Raw genomic sequence first — 22,417 nt, 5'->3', positions numbered from 1 at the left:
GCCCGGCCGGGAAGTGGTATGGCCGGCCGGGCCGTCAGGTCCTGGACCAGGAGCGGAACTGCCGCAGTCCGTACAACAGCGGTTCCTGTACGTGGCGTTGGGTGATCCTGCGGGTCTCGCCGAAGACGGTGACGTGGCTGCCCATGGCCTGGGTCAGGACCACGTCGCAGTCGGCGACGGTGTGCGCGTCGCGGATCAGATGGGGGCCCGCGCCGTCCGGTGCCCGCTCCCAGGGCGTGGCGCGGAAGCGGTCGGGGTCGCCGGAGGCGAACAGCTCGGCCACGTCCTGGGCGCCTTCGTGCAGCAGGTTCACCGTGAAGGCGCCGGACGCCAGGGCGGCGGCCAGGGTCGGGCTGTCGGCGCGCAGGCAGACGAGCAGGGTGGGCGGGTCGATGGACACGCTGCACACCGCGGAGCAGGTCATGCCGCGCGGCTCACCGTCGGCGTCGAGCGCGGTGACCACGCAGACGCCGGTGGGGAAGCGGCTCATCATCGTGCGGAAGCCGTCGGGCGTCGCCTCGGCGGCCACTTGCAGGGCGGGATCTCTCATGGGAGGGCCTTCCGTGCTCGGTGGGGGCGGGCATCCCGGCCGCGTGGCGCGGGGCCGGGATGCCCTGGACGTCGGTGGCGCGGCCGGGGGAGCCCGGTGTCACCGCATCCGCGCGAAGTAGTCGTACGCCTTGGGCAGGGCGGAGGTGAGGGCCCGGGTCTTCTCGCGGATGGCGGCGAACTCGCGCGCGGCGGCGTCGGGTTCACTGAGCCGGGTGGCGGGCGAGGCCTTCAGGTCGATGCCGCCCATGCCGAGCAGGATGCACATGTACGAGTACGGCGGCAGGCCGTGGTAGTAGGGGAAGACGGTCTCGGAGTCGGGCAGCTGGACCTTCCACTTCTCGATGCGCTCGGCGAGCCCGTCGGGCAGCGGGCGGGTCTTGGTGTCGCGCCAGTACTGGGTGTCGGAGCGCTTGGCGGCGGCGTAGTGCAGCGCCAGGAACTCGCGTACGCCGTCCATGACATGGGCGATCGCGTCGTTGTAGAGGTCGCGGTGCGCGGGCTCCCAGGCCTCGTCGGGGAAGTTCTTCGCGAGCTGCTCGATGGCGTGGTGGATGAAGAAGATGCCGGTGGACTCGAGCGGCTCGACGAAGCCGCTGGACAGGCCGATGGCGACGCAGTTCTTCACCCAGGAGTTCTCGCTGCGGCCGATGCGCATCTTGATGTGGTTGGCGGGCACGTCCGCGGCGGCCGGGCCGACGAACTCGCGCAGCGTGCGCTCGGCGTCCTCGGGCGAGAGGTAGTCCTTGGCGTACACATAGCCCGTGCCCACGCGGCCCATCAGGGGGATCGTCCAGATCCAGCCCGCGTCCTGGGCGGTGGCGGTGGTGCAGGGCAGGATGCCGCGCTGCTGCATGTCCATCGGCACCTGGAGGGCGACGGCGCTGTCGTTGGGCAGCGTGTCCTGGTACGAGATGAACGGGGTCTCCAGGGCCTTGTTCAGGAGCAGGCCGCGGAAGCCGGTGCAGTCGATGTACAGATCGCCGGTGATGTCGCCGTGGTCGCCGGTGGTGACGCCGGAGATCCAGCCGCGCTCGTCCAGGTCGACCTTCTTGACGTCGTCGACGATGTGCTTGACGCCACGCTCCACGGAGTACTTCGTCAGGTACTTGGCGAGCAGCGCGGCCTCGAACTGGTAGGCGTAGGGGAACTGGGTCTTGCCCTGGTGCTCGGACATCGTCAGGCCCTGCATCTCGTCCGCGCCCTCGACGAACGGCTGGTCGATCAGCGTGCCGTCCAGATGGCGCGGGCTGAGCCCGGCGTCGATGACCGAGGCCATCACGAAGCAGTCCTTGTCGAACCGGTCCGTGGGGCCCTGCTGGAGCCACCAGTCCGTCAGGGGCAGGCCGTTGACCGACCGCATCTGCTCGAAGGGGTGGTAGAAGTAGTGCCCTTTCTCGCGCCAGTCCTCGAAGCGGACGGCGAGCTTGTACGTGGCGTTGCACGCCGGCATCCAGTCCTTCTCCTTGAGCCCGAGGAACTCGAAGAAGTGGCGGATATCGCTGAAGGTCGCCTCGCCGACACCGACCGTACCCACGTTGCCGGATTCAACGAGCGTGATGTCTATTCGGTCGCCGAACGCGGCCTTGAAGTACGAGGCCGTCATCCATCCTGCAGTTCCGCCGCCAACAATCACTACACGGTTCAGCATTGGTGACTCCCGTCGGGTGGCTTCACGATTGAAAATGAGCCTAGGAGTGCGCGGAACGGCGAACCAGGTCCTTAAGCATCGGCCGAAACTCGCAGGTGGAGCGAAGGAACGCGACCGTTCACAGAAAGCGCTAAGCGCTTGTCAGAGATGTGTCAGCGGGAGTTCGCAAGCATAGCTTCGGGCCTCTCCGTGCTCACCGTGTCCCGGTCGCGCCTACAGCTGTTTTCGGCCGCCGAAATTCGCGGTGGGCAACGCATGGACCAGCCGGTTCCGGGTGCCGGACCAGCCCTCCTGGGCGGGACTCGGCCAGATGCGGAGGCGTGGTTGACGCTTCTTCAAGGCACCTGTAATCCTCAACTTACACATGAAAGAAAGTGCTGAACGAGGATGAGGAGCCGGTGCCGTGAAGAAGCAGCCGACCGTTTTGAGAGTGGCCAACTGGAGCGCCCTGCACCCGGGCCGGGCGATCGCCGGATGGTTCGCCTTCGTCGCCCTCTGCCTCGCCGTCGGCCTCGCCCTCGGCAACCAGCGCGCGGGCGACGGCGACTTCCAGATCGGCGAGTCCGGCCGCGCCGAGGCCATCGCGTTACGGGCCGACGTACAGGACCGGCCCACCGAACACGTGATGATCTACGCGAGGTCGGGCCCCCTGGACGAACGGCGGGCCGAGGCCGCGGCCCGGGACGTGACAGCCCGGATGGAGCGACTGCCGGAAGTCGTCGGCGTACGCGACCCCGTCGCCTCCACGAACGCGGCCAACAAGAAGATGCTGCGCGTCGAGGTGTCCATGAAGGGCACCAAGCGTGAGGCCAAGGACTACATCGAACCGCTCCTCGACCAGACCGCCGCCGCCCAGAAGGCCCACCCCGGCCTGGTCGTCGAGGAGATCGGCGACGCCTCCGTGACGTACGGCCTGGAGAAGCAGCGCGGCAAGGACCTCACCAAGTCCGAACTCATCACGTTCCCGGTGACGTTGGTGACGCTGCTCGTCGTCTTCGGCTCCCTGATCATGATCAGCGTGCCGCTGCTGCTCGCGCTCACCTCGATCGCGGGCGCCGTCGGCCTGTCGATGGTCGTCTCGCACGCGGTGCCGGACTCCGGGCTCGGGATGAACATGATCCTGCTCATCGGCATGGCCGTCGGCGTCGACTACACCCTCTTCTACCTCAAGCGGGAGCGCGAGGAGCGCGAGCTGGCCGGCGGCAGGCTCTCGCCCGAGGCCCTGGTCGGCATCGCCGCCGCGACCTCGGGGCGCGCGGTCGTCGTCTCCGCGCTCGCCGTCATCGTCTCCACCGCCACACTCTTCCTCGCGAACGACACCATCTTCTCCACCCTCGCCACCGGCACCATCGTCGTGGTCCTCGTCGCCATGGTCAGCTCCGTCACCGTGCTGCCCGCGCTCCTGGTGAAGATCGGCCACCGCATGGACCGCAAGGCCCGGCGCGCCATGGAGCTCGGCAAGCCCGTCCGGCGCCGCACCCCGGAGAAGAACGGCCGCGTCTGGTCGGCCCTGCTCAAGCCCGCGCAGCGGCGCCCCGCCGTTACCCTCCTCGTCTCCGTGCTCGTCATGCTCGGCCTCGCCGCCCCCGCGCTCGGCATGGAACTGCGCGTCCTCAACAAGGACACCCACTCCCGCCAGATCCCCGAGATGCGCGCCTACGACCGCCTCAACGACGCCTTCCCGCAGCTGCGCGGCGAGCACTGGGTCGTCGTGCGTGCCCCCGAGGGACAGCAGAGCAAGGTCACCGACGCTCTCACCGCGCTCAAGAAGCGGACCGAGGCCGACCCCGACTTCGCCCGCACCCCGCTGGAGGTCCGCACCTCCAAGGACGGCCGCACCAGCCTGCTCACCCTGCGCGTCCCCTTCAAGCTCGGCTCCGACCAGGCCAAGGACTCCCTCACCCACCTGCGTGACGACTACGTCCCCGCCACCGTCGGCAAGGTCCCCGGAGCCGCGTACGGAGTCGACGGGCCCATCGCCGTCGACCGCGACTACCTCGACAACCAGAACGCCAAGATGCCGCTGATCCTCGGCGTGCTGCTGCTCGTCACCTTCGTGATGACGGTCCTCGTCTTCGGCTCCGTCGTCCTCGGGCTCATCGGCGTCGTCCTCAACCTGCTGTCCGTGGCCGCCGCGTTCGGCGTGCTCACCGTGTTCTTCCAGTGGGGTCTCGCGTCCACCCTGTTCGGCTTCGAGGCGAGCGCCACCAGCGAGATCGGCAGCCGCGTACCGCTGTTCCTGTTCGTGATCCTCTTCGGGCTCTCGATGGACTATCAGGTCTTCGTCGTCAGCCGCATCAGGGAGGCGGCGCTCGCCGGTATGCCCACCCGCGAGGCGGTGCTCGACGGTCTTGCCAAGTCGGCCAAGGTCGTCACCAGCGCGGCCGTGGTGATGGTGACGGTGTTCTCCACCTTCGTCTTCCTGCACCTCGCGGAGATGAAGCAGATCGGCTTCAGCCTCGCCGTGGCCGTGCTCCTGGACGCCTTCATCATCCGCATCCTGATCCTGCCGTCGGCCATGATCCTGCTCGGCAGGGCCAGTTGGTGGCCCTCGACGAAGCTGCGCCGGACCACCGGGACGGCCGGGACGACCGAGGCCACCGGTGCCGATGAGGCCGATGAGCCCACACCCCTGGTCCCCGCCGGAGCCGCCCGCACCCCCTGAACCGCCCGCCCAGGAGAGGCGCCGGACCGGAATCCCCCGCCGGTCCGGCGCCTCCCGCCTGCGACGGAGCCCCGCCCGCCGATGTGACATGGTCGGCCATACCACCTCCCGCCCCAGCGGCCCGCCGGATGGTATTTCCCGCGGCACGGCCCGCCGGGGCACGATGGATCTCACCACCTGGCCGACGATTCGTTACGGGGGTCTGGCACGATGGAAATTCAAATCCTTGGCTCTGTTTTCCTGTCCCACGAGGACAAGCAGTACGCGATGGCGTCCCGGCGCGTGAGTTCCGTGCTCACCGTTCTCGCCCTCACCCCGCGGGAGCCGATTTCGTCGGACCAACTCGTGGACGAACTCTGGGGCGAGCGCCGGATGGCGAATGCGCGGAACGCACTGCACGCCAATGTGGGGCGCCTTCGCAAATACCTGGAATCCATCACGGGAATCAAGGGCGGCGACCTCATTCGCACCGTCGGCAGCGGATATCTGCTCGACGTGCCGCCGGAGACCGTGGACGCCCACCGCTTCCTGAAGCTCGCGGACGCCGGCGCCGACCTGGTCCACCGCGACCCGGCCGCGGCCATCGCCCGCCTGGAGCAGGCGCTCGCCCTGTGGCGCGGGCCCGCCCTGATGGACGCCTGCGAGGGACTGCGCTGCCGCATCAGCGCCGCCCAGCTCGAAGAGCGCAGGATCACCGCGTACGAGGACCTGACCGCCGCCAAACTGGCTGTCGAGGCGCACCGGGTATCGGTGACGGAACTGCGCCAACTGGCCACGGAACACGCCGAGCGCGAGCGGCTCAGTGAACTTCTGATGCTGGCCCTCTACCGTGACGGACGGCAGGCGGAGGCGCTTGAGGTCTTCCACGGCGCGCGTCAGCGCCTCGCCAGCGATCTGGGCCTGGAGCCCGGCCGCGCCCTGCACCGCGTCTACCAGGCGATCCTCCAGCAGGACGAGGGCCTCGGGGAACCGCGCCAGGCGCTCGCTTACATGGGGCAGACATCCTGACGAATTACCCCCAAAGGGGATCCTTGGCCAATCTGTGGGTATGGCCTGAACGCCGTGAACTTCCGTTCACTCAGTTTCGGTCAATGCGGTGATCGGTGGACAGTCAACGCACCTCTTGGTTAAGGTTCTTGGGCGTCTCGCATGCGGTCGTTCCAGTTCACGTGCACGTCTTCAACAACTTCCGTGAGGCGTTCGGGGGATTTGCCTTCAGGGGGTTACGGGGACTTGGACATAGAGCTGCGCCACGCGCGGATAGTGGCCACAATCGACGCTGCCGGGAGCATTTCAAAGGGGGCTGGCGAGCTCAATCTGCCACAGCCCAGTCTCACCGCACAGCTACGCAGGATCGAAAGGGCGGTGGGCGGGGACCTGTTCATCCGGTCCCGCGCCGGGGTGACCCGCACCGCACTCGGTGAGCGGCTCATCCCCATGCTGTCCGACCTGGTCAAACGCGCGGACGAGGTGATGGCCGCCGCGGCCGCGCCCACCTCGGGACCGCTGCGGTTCGGAAATATGGAGTGGACGCCGCCGACCCTGCGCGGAGCGCTCCAGTCGGCCTTGCCCGCCGTCGAGTTGCAGACCGTCACGATGGACCCGGCGACCGCCGTCGAAGGCGTCCAGAGCGGCACCCTCACCGCCGCGCTCGTGCCGAGCATCACCGTGGCGGAGGCGGCCGAGGGGCCCGAACCGGCGCTCGGAAAGATGCTGATCGTGCGCGAACCGGTCTGGCTCGCCCTGCCGTTGCAGCACCCGCTCGCCGGGCGCTACAGCCTGGAGCCCGGCGAACTCGCCTCGCTCGGCTGGGTCCGGTACTCGCAGGACCACTGGTTCCACGCCATCGAACGGCAGTTGTTCGCCGCCTTCGACCACCCGGAGCTGGAGATCCTGCACCGCGTCGACGGGCACCGCGAGGCGATGAACTGGGTGCGCGACCTCGGCGTCGCCGCCCTCACCCCGCCCACCGGCGCCACCACGGACGTGCGCCTGGTGCCGCTCACCGGACCCGAGCGGGTCGAGATGCTGCTGGTGTGGCGCAGCGGCGCCGTGCCCCGCGAGACCCTGCGCAAGCTGGTCGACACCGTCCGCCAGTACTACGGCGAGTACGCCCGTACGGTCCCCGGCTACTGGCACTGGATCGTCGAACACCCCCGGGACTTCCTGGAGTTGAACGGCTTCACGCCGCCGACGTCACCGCCCTAGGGCCCGCTCCCTGCCGGAACGTTCATCCGGCAGGGGTACACGTGTCAGCCCCCGCACCGCCCCGACCGGCGGCGCGGGGGCTCCGGCGTTTCATGGAGCGATGGGTTCCGAGGATCCGGCGCGCGCGTGCGTCAGCCGTAAATCAGCCAGCTGTCAGGGGGCGTTCGCGAGCATCGTCGGCATGACCACAGCCAAGGAAACCGCCGCGGTGGACCGCGCCAGGATCAAGGACATCGTCTGCGACATCCTCGAGATCGAGCCGGACGAGCTGACCGACACCAGCCTGTTCAAGGAGGAGCACGAGGCGGACTCGATGGCCGCCATCGAGATCCTCTCCCAGCTTGAGCGCGCCTTCGGCGTCGACATCGACCAGGCCGAACTGTCCCGCATGGTCCACCTCGACGGCATCGTCGCCGTGGTGACCGACGCCCTCACCACCCCCGCCGCCTAGGGCCTGTCCGAGCCACCCCCCACCGCCGGACTCCGGCCATCGACGACAGGAGGGCATGGTGCACGACAAGGAGCAGCGACCGCGCCGTGTGGTGATCACCGGCCTCGGGACGGTCACCAGCATCGGCCTCGGCGCCGCCGCGTTTCTCGACGGGCTGCGATCCGGCAGGGGCGGAGTCAAGCCCATCACGGGCTTCGACACCACGGGATTCGCACACGCCAACGGTTGCGAGGTCGACGACTTCGACCCCGCCCGCTGGATCCACCACATCGACCCCGACACCCTCGGCCGTGCCACCCAGTTCGCGGTGGCCGCCGCGGGCATGGCCGTCGCCGACGCCGACCTGAGCCAGGGCGAGCTGCGCGCCCGCAGGTCGCTGGTCTCCGTCGGCACCACCGACGCCGAGACCCGCGACCTGGACGCGCTCACCGCCGTCCAACTGGCGGAGGGGTCCGAGCGGTGGGACCCGGCCGTGGCGCGCCGCGCCCAGGCCGGCCGCCTCTCCACCGGCATCGTCCGCGAGCTGGGCCTCACCGACGTCGAGGCGCTGACCATCCCCACCGCCTGCGCCGCCGGGAACTACGCCATCGGCAACGGCTTCGACGCGATCCGCAGCGGCGACGTGGAGATGGCGTTGTGCGGCGGCACGGACGCGGTGTGCCGCAAGAGCTTCGTCGGCTTCTACCGCCTCGGCACCGTCGCCCCCGAGGTCTGCCAGCCCTTCGACAAGGACCGCAAGGGCATCCTCACCGGCGAGGGCGCGGGCATCCTGCTCATGGAGACCCTGGACTCCGCGCTCGCCCGCGGCGCCCGGATCTACGCCGAGGTCCTCGGCTACGGCCTCAACTGCGACGCCCACCACCCCGTCGCCCCCGACCAGGACTCCCTGGCCCGCTGCATGGAGGTGGCCCACCGCAACGCCGGGGTGCGGTCCGACGACATCGACTTCATCTCCGCGCACGGCACCGGCACCCGTACCAACGACGTCATCGAGACCGGCGCCATCCGGCAGGTCTTCGCGACCCCGCCGCCCACCGTCTCCGTCAAGTCGATGATCGGCCACTGCATGGGGGCGGCCGGCGCGCTCGCCTCCGCCGCCTGCGCCCTCGCCCTCACCGAGGGCTTCATCCCGCCGACCGTCAACCACGGCGAGACCGACCCCGAGTGCGGCCTGGACTGCGTACCCAACGAGGCGCGGCCCGCCGAGCTGAACGTGGTGCAGAACAACGCGCTCGCGTTCGCGGGCAACAACGCCGTCCTGATCCTCCGCCGCTACCGCCGGGAGGCCGCGCGATGACCGACCTCGTCCTGTCCGCCTGGTCGGCGGTCACGCCCTACGGCGTGGGCGGCGAGCCGTTCCGCGCGGGCATCACCTCCGGCCGCGAGGCCGTCGCCGTCCTGGACCGCGAGACGTACCCGGGGCCGTTCACGCGCGGCGGGGTCGTCCCGGACTTCAGCGCCGCCACGTACCTGGGCAGGAAGGGCACCCGGACCATGGACCGGGAGACGGCGATCGCCGTCACCGCCTTCGGCCGCCTCATCGCCGCGTGCGGCGAGGGCGTCACCGAACGCCCCGACGAGGTCGCCCTGGTGCTCGGCACCGGCTCCGGCAGCGTCCAGGGCATCATGGACTTCACCCGCGACTCGCTGACGGGGGAGCGGCCCTACCACGTCGACCCGGCCCGGTTCCCGGGCACGGTGATGAATCGCGCGACCGGGCAGAGCGCCATCCGGCACGGCATCAAGGGCCCCAACACCACCGTCGCGGGCGGCGCGTTGACCGGCCTGCTCGCCCTCAGTTACGCCCTGCGGCTGCACCGGGGCGGGCACTGCGCCCGCGTCCTGTGCGGGGCCGCCGAGGAGTACTCCACGCAGCGCGCCTGGCTGGAGTGGCACGGCCGCGGCGAAGCCGAGCGGGACGTGCCGCTCGGCGAGGGCGCCGCCGTGTTCCTGGTGGAGCCCGCTGCCGACGCGCGCGCCGCCGGGCGCGGGCCGCTCGCCCGGATCCTCGCCACCCGCTTCCGCGCCCACCACGCCCCGGACGACGCGCGGCAGGCCCTCGCGGCCTGTGTGCGCGGCGCGTTGGAGACGGCCGGGGTCACGGCGGACGCGGTACGTCTCGTCGCGCCCCTGGGCCTCGGCGGGGCGCTCGCACTGTCCGAGGAGCGGGCCGTCGGTGACGCGCTCGGTGCGGCGCGGCCCCGGTGGCTTCGGGTGAGCGCGCTGCTCGGTGACACCTCGGCGGCCGCCACGGGACTGCAGATCGCCGCGGTGCTGGCGGCCGCGGGCGAGCGGGGGCTCGGGCCCGGTGAGGCGGCCCTGGTCACCGGCGTCGAGCGGGACGGCACCGTCGGGTGCGCCGTGCTCGGCGGCGCCTGACTCCTTGTCCACGGCCGGCCCGGCCCGCCCCGGGCCCCCATTTCCGCCCCACGGAGGAGAAGCAGCATGTCCGCAACCCAACGGCGCGTCGCCCTGGTCACCGGGGGCTCCCGCGGCATCGGGCGGCACGTGGTGATCCGGCTCGCCCAGGACGGATACGACGTCGCCTTCTGCTACCAGTCGAACAAGGCGGCCGCCGACGCCGTCGTCGAGGCGGCGGCCGCCGCCGGGGCCCGGGTGCACGCCGCGCGGACCGACGTCGCCGACCACGAGGCCGTCCGCGACTTCGTGCGCGGCGCCGAACGCGAACTCGGACCGCTGTACACCGTCGTGTCCTGCGCGGGCATCGTCCGCGACAACCCCCTGGTCATGCTGTCGCCCGCGGACTGGGACCGGGTCGTCCGCGTCAACCTCGACGGGACGTACCACCTGTGCAAGGCCGCCGTGTTCGCGATGATGAAACGCCGGACCGGGTCCGTGATCACGCTGTCGTCCGTCGCCGGGGTGTACGGCAACGCGACGCAGACCAACTACTCGGCCAGCAAGGCCGGGATCATCGGCTTCACCAAGTCCCTCGCCAAGGAGTCGGGGCGCTACGGCATCCGCGCCAACGCCGTCGCGCCCGGCTTCATCGTGACCGACATGCTCTCCGAACTCTCCGACGACCACGTGCGCGGGATGACCGAACGCATCCCGCTGGGCCGCTTCGGCCGCCCTCAGGAGGTCGCCGACCTCGTGTCCTTCCTCGCCTCCGACCGGGCCTCGTACATCACGGGGCAGGTCTTCGGGGTCGACGGCGGCCTCGTCGTCTGAACCGGTGCTTGTGAGAAGCCGCCGGAGCCAGGTCTCCGGCGGCGCTCCCGGCGTGCCCGGGAGCTGCTGCGAGACCTTCCGCCCGAGCGGCATCAGTCCGCTATCAGCCCGCTGTCAGCGCGGTTCTCCGACGATCGAGGCTGTGCCATCAGTGACCTTCGCTAGGGGAATGCCATGACGCACATATCGACGGACCACCCGGCGCCCGAGGGCCTTCCGCTCACCGCTGCGCAGCAGGACATCTGGTTCGACGAACAGCTGTCCGGCGGCGGCGCCACCTACAACACCGCCGTCTACTGGGACATCCGGGGCCCTCTGGACGCCGGGGTGTTCCGGACGGCCCTGGAGCGGCTCACCGCCGAGGCCGAGTGCCTGCGGGTGCGGTTCGCCGAGTCCACCGCGGCCGACGCCGCCGGGCCGCCCCGGCAGTTCGTCGAGGACCTCGACCGGCTGCCCCTGACGGTCACCGATGTCAGCGCCGCCGCCGACCCGGAGGTCGCCGCCCGCGCCGCCATCGACGCCGACCTGCGCACCGCCTTCCCGCTGATGGCGACGCCGCACGTGCCGCTGTTCCGGCTGAGCCTGTTCACGCTCGGCCCGGAGCGGACCATCTTCTGCCTGGTCAGTCATCACCTCGTCGCGGACGGCTTCAGCACCGTGCTGCTGTGGCGGCGGCTCGCGGTGATCTATGAGGCGCTGCTCGCGGGTACGCCGCTGACGGAGGGCGCCATCGCGCCGCTGCGGAGCTTGGTCGACGCCGAGGCGGCGTACCCGGGTTCGGCGCGCGCCGAACGCGACCGCGCGTACTGGCAGGCGCGGGTCGGCGACCGGCCGCCGCTGGTCAGCCTCGCCGCGCGCGACGTGCCGCCCGGGCAGACGTTCCGGCAGGACGTGGCCGTCCTCGACGCCGACGTCGCCGAGCGGCTGCGGGCCGTGGCCTGGGAGGCCCGGGTGACCTGGCAGTCCGTGCTCGTCGCCGCGATCGGCGCGTACACCGCCCGGATGGCCGCCACCGACGACGTCCTCCTCTCCCTGCCGGTGACCGGGCGCGTGGGCGCCGCCATGCGGGACACACCGGGCGTCGTCGTCAACTGCCTGCCGCTGCGCCTGACCGCGCACCCCGCCACGACCCGCGCCGAACTCCTCGCGGACGCCTACCGGTCGCTGTCCCACTGCCTGAAGCACCAGCGCCACCGCACCAGCCTGATCCGCCGCACCATGGGACTCACCAGCGACGACCGCAGGCCGTTCGGCCCGTACGTCAACGTCCTGCCGCAGGTCGAGCACCTCCCCATCGGCCCGGCCGCCGCCACCATCCACACCCCGTCCCCCGGCCTCGTCGACGACCTGGAGTTCACCGTCGCCGACAAGGGCGACTCCGGGATCGCCGTCGACCTCAGCGGCAACGAGGCCCGCTACGACGCCCGCGACATCCGCGACCACCTCGCCCGCTTCACCGGCTTCCTGGACCGCTTCCTGACCGCACCGTCCGACACCCCGCTGTCCGCCCTCGACCTCGCCGCCCCCGGCGAGAGCGACGCCGACCTGACCGGGCCGGTGCGTGCGACGCCGTACCTGGGCGTCGTCGAGCGCATCCGGCAGCGCGCCGCCGAGACCCCGCACGCCGTGGCCGTCACCGACGACGGCGGCAGCCTGGACTACGCGGAGCTCGTCGGGCGGGCCGGCGCCGTGTCGCGCGTGCTGACGGGCGCTGTGTCTCTGCCCGCAGGCACCCCCGCCCCCACCGGCCCCATCGCGATCCTCACCGAGCCCGGCCGCGACTTCGTCACCGCCGAGGTCGCCGTCCTCGGCGCCGGACGCGCCTTCATGCCGCTCGACCCCGGCGCCCCGCTGCCCCGCCTCACCGCGCTCCTGCGCGACGCGGGCGCGGCCGCCGTCCTCACCGACGCCACCCACCGCGCCCTCGCCGAGCACGTGACCGCCGACCTGCCCGGCGGCCCGCTGCCCGTGCACGTGCTCGACGGCACCCGCGACCCGGACACCGCGCTCGCCCCCGTCCTCGGCGGGCCCGACGACCTCGCGTACGTCATCCACACCTCCGGTTCCACCGGACGCCCCAAGGGCGCGATGGTGCAGCGCGGCGGCATGGTCAACCACATGCTCGCCAAGGTCGAGGAGTTCGGCCTCGACGCGGCCGACGCGCTCGTCCACAACGCGCCCGTCACCTTCGACGTCACCGTCTGGCAGACCCTCACCACGCTGCTCGTCGGCGGCCGGGTGCGGGCCGTGAACCGCCTCGACCTCGCCGACCCCGACGCGCTGTTCCGCGTCATCGCCGAGGAGCGCCTGACCGTCCTCGAAGTCGTACCGTCCCTGCTGCGCGCGGCCCTCGACGTCTGGGACGCCGCCGGGAGCGCGCCCCGACTGCCCGCGCTGCGCTGGATGATCTCCAACGGCGAGGCGCTGCCCGCCGACCTGTGCGCCCGCTGGTTCGCCCGCCACCCCGACGTCCCCCTCGCCAACCTCTACGGCCCCACCGAGTGCTCCGACGACGTCACGCACGCCTACGTCCGCTCCGCCGCCGACCTCGACACCCCCGTCGTGCCGATCGGGCGGCCGCTGCGCAACACCCGCCTGTACGTCCTCGGGGACGACCTGCGGCCGGTGCCGCGCGGCGTGCCCGGCGAACTCTTCATCGCCGGGTGGGGCGTCGGCCGCGGCTACCTCGACGACCCGGGGCGCACCGCCGTCACCTTCGTGCCCGACCCGTTCGCCGCCGACGGCTCCCGGATGTACCGCACCGGCGACCAGGTGGTGCTGCGCGCGGACGGGCAGCTCGCCTTCGTCGGGCGCCGCGACCACCAGGTGAAGATCCGCGGTCAGCGCGTCGAGCTGGGCGAGGTGGAGGCGGGACTGCGGGCCCTGGACGGGGTGGCGGAGGCGGTCGCCGCGGCCGTCACGGATCCGGCGGGGCAGCGACGGCTCGTCGGCTACGTCGTCACGGAGGCGGCGGGTGACGGCACGGGCGTGGCCCCGGAAGCGGGCGAGCTGCGTGCCGCGCTCGCCGCACGGCTGCCCGGGGCGCTGGTGCCCGCCGTGCTGGTGACCCTGGACGAACTGCCGCTGACCGCCCACGGGAAGGTCGACCGGAAGGCGTTGCCCGCGCCGGTCTTGCAGCAGGCCGGCGGTGCCGGTGCTCCCTCCGGGGACACGGGTGCCGGGGTGCCCGCCGAGAGCGCGGGCGGCCGGGTGCGCACCGAGGAGGAGCGGATCCTGCTCGGCGTGCTCGCGGACGTCCTCGGCCTGCCCGACGTGGGTCCCGACGACAGCTTCTTCGAGCTGGGCGGCGACAGCATCAGCTCCCTGCAGGTGGTCAGCGGTGCCCGGCGCGCGGGCCTCGTCGTCACCGCCCGCGACGTGTTCAAGCACCGGACGGCGGCGGCCATCGCGGCCGTGGCCCGGCGCTCCGCCGCCAAGCCGGTCGCCGTCGCGGACGGGGTCGGCGAGGTCGCCCTCACCCCGATCGTCGACCAGCTCCGCGACGAGGTGTCCCGACTTCCGGACGCCACCCGTGAGTTCAGCCAGTACGTCGCGGTCTCCGTGCCCGCGGACGTGCACGCCGGCGTCCTGGAGCGCGCCCTCCAGGCCGTGCTCGACCGGCACGACGCACTGCGGCTGCGCCTCGGCGCGCCGGTGGCCGGGCTGTGGTCCCTCCAGACGCTGCCGCAGGGCGCGGTGGCGGCGGCTGACGTGCTCAGCCGGGTCGTCGTCGACCCGAAGGACGACCCCGACGCGGTGCTCGCCGAGCAGGCGGAGGCGGCCCGGGCGCGACTGCGGCCCGAGGACGGGCTGATGGTCCAGGCGGTGCTGCTGGAGAACGGGGGCGCGGACCGGGGCGACAACGAGGGAGGGGGCAGGGGAGAGTGCGGGGGCGCCGCGAGGCTTCTCCTCCTCATCCACCACCTCTCCGTGGACGGCGTCTCCTGGCGCGTCCTGCTCCCCGACCTGGAGTCCGCGTACACCACGCTCGCCGCGGGCCGCGAACCCCGCCTCGACCCCGTCGCCACCTCCTACCGCCGCTGGGCCACTCTCCTCGCCGACGAGGCCCGCACCGCGAGCCGCGTCGCCGAACTCCCCCTGTGGACCGCCCAGTCGGCCCCGGGCCCCGACGCCGCCGCCCTCGGCGACCGCCCCCTGGCCCCCGCCACCGACGTGCGCGCCACCGCTGGCACCGTCCGCGTCGAGCTGCCCGCCGACCGGACGCGGGCCCTGCTCACCCGCCTCCCCGCGGTCTTCGGCACCGAGGTCAACGAGGTGCTGCTCACCGGCCTCGCGCTGGCCCTCGCCGACCGCGCCCGGCGCCGGGGAACCCCCGCCACGCGCGCGCTCGTCGAGCTGGAGGGACACGGCCGCGAGCAGTTCGCGGGGGCCGAGGGCACCGACCTGTCCCGGACCGTCGGCTGGTTCACCAGCGTCTTCCCCGTCGCCCTCGACCTGAGCGACCTCAGTGGCCTCGGCGACGCCGACTGGGCCGACGTGTACGCGGGCGGCCCCGCCTGCTCCGCCGTGCTCAAGCGCGTCAAGGAGACCCTGCGCGCCCTGCCCGACCACGGCCTCGGCCACGGCCTGCTGCGGCACCTGAACCCGCAGACCGCCGCCGTCCTCGCCCGCGCCGCGACCCCGGGCGTCGGCTTCAACTACCTGGGCCGCTTCACCGTGGGCGAGCGCCGCGACTGGGCCATGGAGGCCGGGACGTTCGGCCTCGGCGCCGCCCCCGGCACCCCGCTGCGGCACGCCCTCGAGCTGGTGTCCCGCACCGAGGACCGGCCCGAGGGCCCGGTGCTCGTGGCCGAGTGGACCTGGGCGGGCGGACTGCTCGCCGAGGACGACGTGCGGGCGCTGGCCGACGGCTGGTTCCGGGCGCTCGGGGCGCTCACCGCGCACGCCGAACGGCCGGACGCCGGGGGCCGTACCCCCTCGGAGTTCCCGCTCGTCACCGTCTCCCAGCGCGAGATCGAGGCGTACGAAACCGAGTGCGCGCGGCTCGACGACATCCTGCCGCTGTCGCCGCTGCAGCGCGGGCTGCTGTTCCAGGCCGAGTTCGACCGGCACGGCATGGACGCGTACACCCTCCAGATCGTCCTCGACGTCGACGGACCCCTGGAGCCCGCCGCCCTGCGCGCCGCCGCCACCGCCCTCGTCGCCCGGCACCCCGGCCTGCGCGCCCGCTTCCGCGAACGGGACACCGGCGACCCCGTGCAGCTCATCCCCGGCGCGGTCGACGTGCCGTGGACCGAGGTGGACCTGGCGGACGTGCCCGCCGACGCCGTGGACGCCGAGCTGAACCGGCGCACCGACGAGGAGTGGCTGCGCCGCTTCGACGTCACCGAGGGCCCGCTGACCCGCTTCACCGTGTACCGCGCGGGCGCCGACCGGCACCGCGTCGTGTGGACCACCCACCACCTGCTCGTCGACGGCTGGTCCCTGTCGGCCGTCCTCACCAGCGAACTGGTGACGCTGTGGGCCAACGGCGCCGACACCTCCGTACTGCCCGAGATCGCCCCCGTCCGCGCCTACTTGGAGTGGGCCGCCGCACAGGACGAGGCCGCCGCACGGGAGGCCTGGCAGAAGGACCTCGCCGGGATCGACGAGCCGACCAGGCTCGGCCCGGCCGACCGGCCCCGGGTGTCCGTGCTGCCCGAGACGCTGACGGCCGAGCTGCCCGAGAAGCTGACCGCCGCCGTGTCCGCGTGGGCGCACTCGCGCGGGCTGACCCTGAACACCGTCATGCAGGGCTGCTGGGCCGTCGCGCTCGGCCGTCTCACCGGTCGGCGCGACGTGACGTTCGGCGCGGTGGCGTCGGGGCGCCCGGCGGAACTGCCGGACGTGGAGAGGATCGTCGGCGCCTTCATGCACACACTGCCGGTGCGCGTGACGCTCGACCCGTCCGTTCCGTTCGAGACGATGCTCACCGACCTCCAGGACCGCCAGCTCGCCCTGGAGCCGCACCGGCACCTCGGCCTCGCGGACGTCCAGCAGGGCGCGGGCGTGGGCGAGCTGTTCGACACGGTCGTGAGCTTCCACAACTATCCGTCCGGCGCCCTCGACGCCCTCGGCGAACACCTCCCCGGCCTTTCCACCCGCGCCTGGAACGCCCGCGTCGTCGCCGAATACCCCCTGGCCATGGGCGTGTTCCCGGTCGAGGGCCATCGGATGCGCCTGGAGGCCCAGTTCCGCCCCGACATCTTCGACACGGAACAAGTCGCCGTGTTCGTACGCCGCTTCACCCGCGTTCTCGAACAGCTCGCCGCCGCGCCAGGCGTCCCGCTCGGCCGCCTCGACGCGCTCGGCGAGGACGAGCTGCGCCAGGTGCTCGGCGACTGGTCGGGCAGCGGCGGGGCACGACCGGAGCGCGGGGGCCTCGCCACCGACGTGTTCCAGGCGCGGGCGGCGGAGACCCCGGACAAGACCGCCGTCGTCCTGCGCGAGCAGGAGGTCTCGTACGCGGACCTCGACGCCCGCGCCAACCGGCTCGCCCGACTCCTCGTCGAGCTGGGCGCCGGACCCGAGCGGGCCGTCGCGGTGATGCTGCCGCGCACCCCCGACCTGCTCGTCGCGGCCCTCGCGGCGATCAAGGCGGGCGCGGCCTACGTACCGGTGGACTCCGAGTACCCCGCGGACCGCGTCGGCTACATGGTCGCGGACGCCCGCCCGACGGTGTTCCTCACCGACAGCGCCCTCGCGGGACGGCCCGGCGCACTGCCCGAGACCGTGGGCGCCGACACCGCGACCCGCCTCGTCCTGCTCGACGCCCCGGAGACGGCCGCGCGCCTCGCCGGCCTCGACGCGACCGACCTCACCGACGCCGACCGCACCACCCCGCTGCGGCCGCAGCACCCGGCGTACATCATCTACACCTCCGGCTCCACCGGCCGCCCCAAGGGTGTCGTCGTGGCCCACACCGGGCTGCTCGCGATGGTCGACAGCCTCTCCGACCGCTTCGAACTCGACGCCGACACGCGGGTGTTGCAGTTCGCGTCGTTCAGCTTCGACGCGTCCATCTTCGGGATCATGCTGGCGTTGCTCCCCGGCGGCACGCTCGTCATCGCCGACGAGGAGTGCCGCACCCCGGGACAGCCCCTGGTCGACCTGATCAACGACGCCCGCATCAACCTCGCCGCCCTGCCGCCCGTCGTCCTCGGCGCACTCCCCGACGGCGCCACCCTGCCGGCCGACCTGCGCCTGGTCGGCACCGGCGAGGCCGTGCCCGCGGAGGTCGTGGAGCGGTGGGCCGGGTCGGTGCGGATGTTCAACGGGTACGGGCCGACCGAGGCCGTCGTCGGCTGCACCGTCAGCGGCCCCCTCACCGCATCCGGGCGCCCGCCCATCGGCCGCCCCACCAACGCCCACCGCGTCTACGTCCTCGACCGCGACCTGCGGCCGACCCCACCCGGCGTCCCCGGCGAGCTGTACGTCGGCGGCGGCCTCGCCCGCGGCTACCTCGACCGGCCCGGCCTCACCGCCGAGCGCTTCGTCGCCGACCCCTACGGCCCCGCGGGCGAGCGCATGTACCGCACCGGCGACCTCGTGCGCTGGCTCCCGAACGGCGAACTCGACTACCTCGACCGCGTCGACGACCAGGTCCAGCTGCGCGGCATCCGCGTGGAGCTGGGCGAGATCTCGTCGGCGCTGCTCGCCCAGGCGGGCGTGGAGCAGGCGGTCACGGTGGTGCGGGAGGACGAGGCGGGGGAGCGGCGACTCGTCTCGTACGTGGTGGCTTCCGGGTCGGGCGCGAGTTCCGGGCCGGGATCGGGTCCCGGGTCGGGCGCGGGCTCCGGTGCTGGTGCCGCCTCCGGTACGGGGACGGGGGCGGAGGCCGTCGCCGCCGACACCACCGCCCTGCGCGACCGCCTCGCCGAGGCCCTGCCCGACTACATGGTCCCCTCGGCCGTCGTCGCCCTCGACGCGCTGCCGATGACCGCCCAGGGCAAGCTGGACCGCAAGGCCCTGCCCGCCCCCGAGCTGGGCGCGACCTCGCGTGGGCGCGCGCCGCGCACCCTCACCGAGGGCATCCTGTGCGGCCTGTTCGCCGACATCCTCGGCGCCGCGCACGTCTCCATCGACGACGACTTCTTCGAGATCGGCGGGCACTCGCTGCTCGCCACCCGCCTGGTCAGCCGGGCCCGTACCGCGCTCGGCGTCGAACTGCCCATCCGGGCGCTGTTCGACGCCCGGACCGTGGTCGCCCTCGCCGGGCACGTCGAGCGGGCGGCGAGCGCCAGGCCCCCGCTCACCCCGGCACCGGCGGGCGCGGAGCGGCCCCTGTCGTACAGCCAGCAGCGCCAGTGGTTCCTCAACCGGCGCCAGGGGCGTGAGGACGGCTCGTACAACACGCTCCTCGCCTTCCGGCTCACCGGCCGCCTCGACACCGCCGCGCTCCAGCAGGCGCTCGCCGACGTGGCCGCGCGCCACGAGGTCCTTCGCACGGTGATTCCCGAGACCGACGGCGTGCCCACGCCCGAGGTGCGGGACGCGGCCACCGGCGGGCCGCAGCTGAAGGCCGTCGTTGTCCCGGAGCCCGACCTCGCCGCCGCCCTCGCCGCCGAGGGCGACCAGGGCTTCGACCTCACGGTCGAACTCCCCTGGCGGGCCCGGCTCTTCCCGGTGCGGCCCGACGAGTGCGTGCTGCTCCTCGTCCTGCACCACATCGTCTTCGACGGCTGGTCCATGGAGCCCCTGCAGAACGACCTCGCCACCGCCTACCGGGCCCGCACCGCCGGGCACGCGCCGCGCTGGACGCCGCTGCCGGTGAGTTACGCCGACTACGCGGTGTGGCAGCGGGAGCTGCTGGACGGCGAGGGCGTGGCCGGGGAGGGTCTGGCCGGGCGGCAGCTGGCCTTCTGGCGGGACGCGCTCGCGGGCCTGCCCGAGGAGCTGGACCTGCCGACGGACTTCCCGCGCCCGGAGGTCAGCGCGTCGCACGGCGACGTGGTCCACTTCGACGTGGAACCCGAACTGGCCGACACGCTGGGGAGGTTGGCCCGGTCCACCGGCACCACCGACTTCATCGTCTTCCAGGCGGCCCTCTCGGCCCTGCTCACCGGGCTCGGCGCGGGCACCGACATCCCCCTCGGCGTCTCGGTGGCCGGCCGCGCCGACGAGTCCCTGAACGACCTCGTCGGCATGTTCATCAACTCCCTCGTCCTGCGCGGCGACACGAGCGGCGACCCCACCTTCCGCGAACTCCTCGACCGGCTCCGGGAGACCGACCTGGCGGCGTACGCCCACCAGGACGTGTCCTTCGACCAGGTCGTCCACGCGCTCAAGCCGACGCGCTCGCTCAGCCGCAACCCGCTGTTCCAGATCGGCCTCGGCGTCCGTACGGAGGGCATCGCGGAGCTGGACCTGCCCGGCCTGACGGCCCGCCCCGAGTACGTCGGCTCCGACCACGCCAAGCTCGACCTGCTGCTCGAACTCGTCGCCTGGCCAGGACACGAGGGCCTGCGCGGCCTCCTCACCTTCAGCACCGACCTGTACGCACGCGCCACCGCGGAGCACATGGTCGAGCAGTTCACACGGGTGCTGCGGGCCGTGGCGGCGGACCCGGACGTGCGGATCGGCGGCCTTGGGGTGGAGCCCGTGGCACAGCCCCTGCCCCCCACCGCCGAGGACACCCTCCTCGGCATCGTCGCCGGGCTCCTGGGCGTCGAACGGTTCGACGCCGAGGAGAACTTCTTCGAGGTGTCCGGCGGCATGGACAGCATGAAGTCGCTGCGGCTCGTCAGCCAGGCACGCAAGGCCGGGCTGAGCATCAGCATCGCGGACGTCTTCGCGCACCAGAGCGTGCGGGCCCTGGCGGCGACCCTGGCCCCGGAACCGGCCGAGGCACCGGCGCCCCCACCCGCGCCCGCCCCGGAACCCACCCCCGCGCCCCCGACCCCGCGCGGCAGCACCCGGATCGTCGCCGACGCCATCTCCGCCATCGCCCCCACGGGCGCGGCGGCCGGGCACGACGAGGCGGACCCCTTCGCGACCGTGCTCCCGCTGCGCGAGACCGGCTCACGCCCGCCCGTGTTCTGCCTGCACAGCGGCGTCGGCCTCGCCCTGTCGTACCTGCCGCTGACCCGCTACCTCGACCCGGAGCACCCGGTGTACGGCATCCAGGCGCCGGCCGTCGTCGCGGGCGCGCCGCTGCCGGACAGCGTCGAGGACACCGCCGCCGCGTACGTCCGGCTCATCAAGGGCGTCCGTCCCAGCGGCCCGTACCACCTCGTCGGGTGGTCGTTCGGCGGACTCATCGCGTACGAGATCGCCGTGCAGCTGCGCGCGGCCGGGGACGAGGTGGGTCTGGTGGCCAACCTGGACTCGTATCCGCGGACCGGAGTGGCCGACACCAGGGGCGGTGAGCAGAACATGCTCGCCTGGTTCCTGGAGGGCGTCGGCCACCACCGGTCCGAGTTCGGGGACCGCGACCTCACCCCCGACGACGTCATCGACGCGCTGCGGCGCGACGGCAACGCCCTCGCGCGGCTCGGCGAGGAGCGCATGGGCCGGATGCTGAGCCTGATGGCCCGGCACCAGGCGATCATCCCCGAGTACACGCCGGGCGCCTTCGACGGCCGGATGCGGCTCTTCCTCGCCGAGCACTCGCCCTGGGGCGACGTGACGGACAAGGAACGCCTCTGGGAGCCGTACTGCACGGGCGAAGTGGCCGTCCACCGCGTCGAGTGCGCCCACGACGACATGCTCGACCCGGGGCCGCTCGCCGAGATCGGCCCGCTCGTCGCCGCCGAACTGGCGCGGATGCAGGCGAAGTCGGAGCGTACGGCCGGGCGGGGGACGTCATGACCGCCACCCTCCTGGAGCCGGGCCCCGGGGCGGACCGCCCCACCGGGCGACCGCGCCCCGACCGGCCGCTCGGCACCGGCCTGCCGCCCGCGAAGTCCGGCCCGGCGGCGCTGCGCACCGAGGTCCTGGCCATCGCGGGCCGCAGGCTCCGGCGGCTGCGCCGGGCACCGGGGCGCGCCATCGGCATCGTCCTCAACCCGCTGGTGTCGATGGTGCTCCTCGGCTATCTCTTCCGGGACGCCATCACGCTGCCCGCGGGCGGCGAGTACACCGAGTACGTCTTCGCGGGCGGCGCCGTGCAGGTCGGTCTCGCCTGCGTCGGGCCGACGGCGGTGTCCATCGCCATGGACCTGCGCGGCGGGCTCGTCGACCGGTTCCGCTCGCTGCCGATCAGCAGGTCCGCGGTGCCGATCGGCTACACCCTCGCCGACCTCCTCGTCGGGCTCGCCGGGCTCGCGGTCACGGCGGGCGCGGGCCTCGCGCTCGGCTGGCGGTCGCACACCGGGGTGCTCCCGACGCTCGCCGGGTTCGGGATCGTCGCGCTGTTCCTGTACGCGATGCTCTGGCTCGGCGTGCTCCTCGCGATGACGCTGCGCAGCGTGGAGACGATCAGCGTGGTCGCGCCGTTCATCGTGGTCGTCCTGCCGTTCCTGTCCAGCGCGTTCCTCGCCCCGCAGTCCATGCCGGGAGCGATCCGCCCGGTCGCCGAGTGGAACCCGGTGAGCGCCGTCATCGCCTCCTGCCGCGACCTGTGGGGCAACCCGGCCACCAGCGGCGGCGGCTTCCCCGGCGAGCACCCGCTGGTGGTGGTCGCCCTCACCCTGGGCGTGCTCTTCGCGACCTGCGTCGCCGTGAGCCTGCGCCGGTTCCGTACCGCGGGCTCCTAGGCCCG

At 72.9% G+C, this 22,417-nt stretch carries 11 protein-coding genes; 9 read left to right on the top strand and 2 right to left on the bottom strand.

The genetic code is table 11. From position 1 onward, the window contains the following. Positions 1-34: 34 nt before the first annotated feature. Together AB6L24_RS39000 and AB6L24_RS38995 are read right to left on the bottom strand one after the other, a co-directional pair. A complete protein-coding gene (locus AB6L24_RS39000) occupies positions 35-550 on the bottom strand; it encodes a flavin reductase family protein (protein ID WP_405664182.1) in 516 nt (171 codons plus the stop codon). Positions 551-649: 99 nt separating this feature from the next. Then, positions 650-2,200 carry a tryptophan halogenase family protein gene (locus tag AB6L24_RS38995; RefSeq protein ID WP_405664180.1) on the bottom strand — a complete coding sequence of 517 codons (1,551 nt, stop codon included), beginning with the start codon at positions 2,198-2,200 and terminating at the stop codon, positions 650-652. A 403-nt stretch (positions 2,201-2,603) separates the two neighbouring features. Between AB6L24_RS38995 and AB6L24_RS38990 the strand changes: the two genes are divergently transcribed. The 9 genes from AB6L24_RS38990 to AB6L24_RS38950 all read left to right on the top strand — a co-directional run bounded on the left by AB6L24_RS38990 (position 2,604) and on the right by AB6L24_RS38950 (position 22,412). Beyond that, positions 2,604-4,865 (top strand): MMPL family transporter, encoded by a 2,262-nt coding sequence (locus AB6L24_RS38990; protein ID WP_405664177.1) that lies wholly within the window; start codon positions 2,604-2,606, stop codon positions 4,863-4,865. 210 nt (positions 4,866-5,075) lie between these two features. Further along, positions 5,076-5,873, top strand: coding sequence for a BTAD domain-containing putative transcriptional regulator (locus AB6L24_RS38985; RefSeq protein WP_405664174.1), 798 nt, complete (start codon positions 5,076-5,078; stop codon positions 5,871-5,873). Positions 5,874-6,056: 183 nt separating this feature from the next. Then, positions 6,057-7,073 carry a LysR family transcriptional regulator gene (locus AB6L24_RS38980; protein WP_405664172.1) on the top strand — a complete coding sequence of 339 codons (1,017 nt, stop codon included), beginning with the start codon at positions 6,057-6,059 and terminating at the stop codon, positions 7,071-7,073. Between the two features lie 181 nt (positions 7,074-7,254). After that, entirely contained in the window at positions 7,255-7,524 is a 270-nt protein-coding gene (locus tag AB6L24_RS38975) for an acyl carrier protein (protein WP_405664169.1), read from the top strand. Between the two features lie 55 nt (positions 7,525-7,579). Then, on the top strand, positions 7,580-8,821 hold the full coding sequence (locus tag AB6L24_RS38970) for a beta-ketoacyl-[acyl-carrier-protein] synthase family protein (protein WP_405664167.1): 1,242 nt from the start codon (positions 7,580-7,582) through the stop codon (positions 8,819-8,821). Then, positions 8,818-9,903 carry a beta-ketoacyl synthase N-terminal-like domain-containing protein gene (locus AB6L24_RS38965; RefSeq protein WP_405664165.1) on the top strand — a complete coding sequence of 362 codons (1,086 nt, stop codon included), beginning with the start codon at positions 8,818-8,820 and terminating at the stop codon, positions 9,901-9,903. Before AB6L24_RS38970 ends, AB6L24_RS38965 begins: the two co-directional genes overlap by 4 nt. Positions 9,904-9,969: 66 nt before the next feature. Then, on the top strand, positions 9,970-10,716 hold the full coding sequence (gene fabG / locus AB6L24_RS38960) for a 3-oxoacyl-ACP reductase FabG (RefSeq protein WP_405664162.1): 747 nt from the start codon (positions 9,970-9,972) through the stop codon (positions 10,714-10,716). 174 nt (positions 10,717-10,890) lie between these two features. After that, the gene (locus AB6L24_RS38955; RefSeq protein ID WP_405664160.1) at positions 10,891-21,525 is read left to right on the top strand and encodes an amino acid adenylation domain-containing protein; all 10,635 of its coding nucleotides are present in this window, start codon (positions 10,891-10,893) and stop codon (positions 21,523-21,525) included. Beyond that, positions 21,522-22,412, top strand: coding sequence for an ABC transporter permease (locus tag AB6L24_RS38950; protein WP_405664158.1), 891 nt, complete (start codon positions 21,522-21,524; stop codon positions 22,410-22,412). The genes AB6L24_RS38955 and AB6L24_RS38950 overlap by 4 nt, the downstream gene beginning before the upstream one ends. Positions 22,413-22,417: the final 5 nt, after the last annotated feature.

Source organism: Streptomyces sp. RK9, from assembly GCF_045070545.1.
GTDB lineage: Bacteria > Actinomycetota > Actinomycetes > Streptomycetales > Streptomycetaceae > Streptomyces > Streptomyces alboflavus.
The sequence above is the reverse complement of the archived record's forward strand: the minus strand, read 5'-3'. Positions and strand labels throughout refer to the sequence as shown.